The organism is Mesorhizobium sp. M1050, from assembly GCF_040318715.1.
Classification (GTDB): Bacteria; Pseudomonadota; Alphaproteobacteria; order Rhizobiales; family Rhizobiaceae; genus Mesorhizobium.
This window is the reverse complement of record NZ_JAMYMV010000153.1, coordinates 1-3,247: the sequence shown is the minus strand read 5'-3', so window position 1 is coordinate 3,247 and position 3,247 is coordinate 1. Positions and strand designations below refer to the sequence as shown.

Genomic DNA, 3,247 nt, shown 5'->3' with positions numbered 1-3,247 from the left:
ATATCTACCGCGTCTGGCGCGCCGACCGCCGCCTGAGCCCTGGCGCTGTGCTGGTCTACATGCGCAGGATCAGGTCGTTTCGCTCCTATTGCGCCGAACACGGGCTGATCGAGCGCGAAGAGCTCACCCTCGAACGGGCAAATCGCTTCATAGGCTGGTATGCGCGGCGGCAGAATCTCGATCCGCGGTCGCTGGGCCTTTTCCGGAGTGCTCTGCAGTCGCTCAACCGAGTCTATCATAGCATGGGGTTGGCGCCTCCCGATTGGCGGTCGCCGCGGCCAGCAAAGCCGCCGGCAACGCCTTTGCTTGCCGAGTACGCCGACTACCTGCTCCGGCATCGGGGCAACCCGCAGGTGACCGTGCACAAGAAGTTGCAGCACATCGGCAAATTTCAGGGTCACCTGATACAAGCCGGTGAAGGCTGGCTGTCGATAGGCTTGACTGATGTCGACGCTTTTCTTGTCTCTTACGCTCAACGATATTCCCGGTCGCACGTCAGCGATGTTGCGTGCAGTATTCGCTGTTTCCTGCGTTTTCTGCATTGGAGCGGGCGCATTCCCGTCGATCTCAGCGAAGCCGTGATCGCGCCGGTGCAGCCGCGCCTTGAGCGACCGCGGCGGGCGCTCGCCTGGGAGAATGTGCAGCGGCTGCTGAAGGCGGTGGATCGGTCGACACCAATGGGTCTGCGCGATTACGCGCTCCTGTTGATGATGAGCACTTACGGCCTTGGAGCGGGTGAGGCTATCCGCTTGCGGTTCGACGACATCGATTGGGAAGCCGGCACACTGTCGGTCGTCCGGCCAAAGACGGGGACAGCCTTCACCCTGCCACTCCTGCCGGCCGTGGCCAAGGCGGTGGCGCATTATCTGCGCGATGGACGGCCCAGCGGCACGCCGACCCGTCATCTGTTCGTGCAGATGAAGGTACCGTTCGGCCCCTTCGCCGCTTCAAGCGCGATACGCCACATCATCGCAAAGCATGCCAGGGCCGCCGGGATTTCGGGCACGTTCCTCGGCAGCCACGTTCTGCGCCATTCCCACGCGGCACGCCAGATCGAGCTCGGCACGCCGCCGCGTGTGGTATCCGAGCTTCTCGGGCATCGCGATCCAGAGTCGCTCTCTGCCTATGTGCGGATCGCAACGGAGACGTTGCGTGATGTCGCATTGCCGGTGCCGGCATGACCACCATCGTCATCCTTTCCGAGCTGGAGCGCGACGCGGAGAGCTTTCTGCGGTTCAAACGCGCCATGGGCCATCCGTATAAGCGTGGCGCCTTCGAGATCGACCGTTTCCTCCGCTTTGTCCGGCAGCATTGGGGCGAAGAAGACCCCATCCCTCTGGCGGAGGCTATCCAGCGCTGGTGTGGGCGGCACCCCGGCCGCAAGGCCGTCACGCTTGCCAACGAGTTCGGCGTCATTCGGCAGCTCTGCCTTTTCCGTCGGCGACGCGATCCTACCAGCTATGTGCCCGAGCATAGCTGGGCGCCGGTGAAGGAGTCGACCTTCTTCCCCTATATTTTCAGCCAGGACGAGATCCTCCGAATCCTTGCCGTCGCCTCGGCGCATCAGGGGCACTTCATATGGGCCTCAATGCTGCGCAGGCTTATTCTTGTGCTTTATTGCACCGGCCTGCGGCTCGGAGAAGCCGCGCGCCTCAAGATGACCGATGTCGATCTCGAACGCGGCACTTTGACGATCCACGACAGCAAGCGGCGCACGCGCATCGTGCCCATGCAGGATGACCTAGTCGGAGAGTTGCGGTGCTACATCGACGATCGGCGTCAGATACTCATCGACCGGCACTGCGCGAATCCGGAAGCCCTGTTCGTTCGCCGCAACGGCTCGCCTCTTACGACCGCTTCCGCATCCGATGCTATCCGCCGGATTCTTCGTCGCCTGGGTATCAAATCCGCACAAGGACGGGTTGGCGCCCGACCCTACGAGTTCCGTCATGCCTTCGCGGTCCACCGCCTCACGATGTGGGCACAGGAAGGCGTCGATATACACGCCAAGTTGCCCTTGCTGTCAGCCTATCTCGGCCATCAGAACCTCCTTGGCACTGAGGTCTACCTGAAGGCGACACCACAACTGCTGGAGTTGGCCAGTACCCGGTTCGAACAGCATCTGCGATGCGCCCGCCAACCCCAATGAGCCAGGCCGCGTCACAGGCGCTCTTCGCCCTCGTCGAATCCTTCTTCACCACCTATCTGCCCCGTCAGCGCGGCGCGAGCCCGCACACGATCCGCGCCTATCGCGATACGCTCAAGCTGCTGCTGTTGTTTGCGGCCCAGCGTCAGAACCGCGAGGTCGCCGCGCTCAGGCTGAACGATCTCGACGCCAATATGATCGCTGCGTTTTTGGATCATCTCGAGACCACAAGGTCCAATTCCGCCGCCACACGCAACTGCCGCCGTGCCGCGCTGCGCAGCTTCTTCAAGCACCTTCTGCGCAACGACCTTGACCATGCGCTCCGTTACACACAGGTGCTGGCGCTGCCATCGAAGCGGGCGCGACTTCGACCTGGCCACTACCTTGAAGCTCCCGATATTCGGGCCATCATCGAGGCCCCCGATCGACGGACCCGCCAAGGCTGGCGCGACTATACGCTGCTGCTTTTTCTCTACAATTGCGGCGCACGGGTCAGCGAGGTGACCGGCCTGCTATGGAGTGATCTGCAACTGATGCCACCACGGCAGGTTCGTCTACGGGGCAAGGGTCGCAAGGAACGGCTCGTGCCGATATGGTCACAAACGGCCGATGCACTGCGCCGCCTGCACGGCATGACAGCTGAGGATCAGCGGCATGTTTTCGTCAACCGTCACGGTCAGCCCCTGACCCGCGACGGAGTGGCCTACATTCTGACCAAGCATGTCTCAGCAGCAGCCCAGGATCGGCCGACCCTGGCACGTGATCGTGTTACGCCGCACGTTTTGCGCCACAGTTGCGCCGCCGCGCTGCTGCAGTCGGGCACTGACGTGACCGTAATCCGCGACTATCTCGGCCACGCCAGCATTGCGACCACGAGCCGCTACATAGCCACCAACCTGAAGATGAAGCGTGATGCGCTGCAGACCTTCTGGAAACATGCCGATCTCGAGCCCGTCGAGACCAAACCATGGAAGCCGAAGCCAGACCTGCTTTCTTTCCTCCAGTCGCTCTGATTTTATGTCGACAAACCCCGCCGGCTTTTTCGCCAGAACCCAGCTTCTGAGCGGCAGAACTCCAGATAAAACTTCGCCCTGGATAATG

3 protein-coding genes are annotated in these 3,247 nt (G+C 62.1%); all 3 read left to right on the top strand.

Annotated features, from left to right (window positions below; translation table 11 throughout):
- Nucleotides 1-302: 302 nt before the first annotated feature.
- Genes NKH57_RS33535 through NKH57_RS33525 form a run of 3 tightly spaced genes read left to right on the top strand, consistent with a single transcriptional unit; the run spans nucleotide 303 to nucleotide 3,159 of the window.
- On the top strand, nucleotides 303-1,181 hold the full coding sequence (locus NKH57_RS33535) for a site-specific integrase (protein ID WP_352950632.1): 879 nt from the start codon (nucleotides 303-305) through the stop codon (nucleotides 1,179-1,181).
- Nucleotides 1,178-2,149, top strand: coding sequence for a tyrosine-type recombinase/integrase (locus NKH57_RS33530; protein ID WP_352950630.1), 972 nt, complete (start codon nucleotides 1,178-1,180; stop codon nucleotides 2,147-2,149). The genes NKH57_RS33535 and NKH57_RS33530 overlap by 4 nt, the downstream gene beginning before the upstream one ends.
- Nucleotides 2,146-3,159, top strand: coding sequence for a site-specific integrase (locus NKH57_RS33525; protein ID WP_352950628.1), 1,014 nt, complete (start codon nucleotides 2,146-2,148; stop codon nucleotides 3,157-3,159). Before NKH57_RS33530 ends, NKH57_RS33525 begins: the two co-directional genes overlap by 4 nt.
- Nucleotides 3,160-3,247 lie beyond the last annotated feature (88 nt).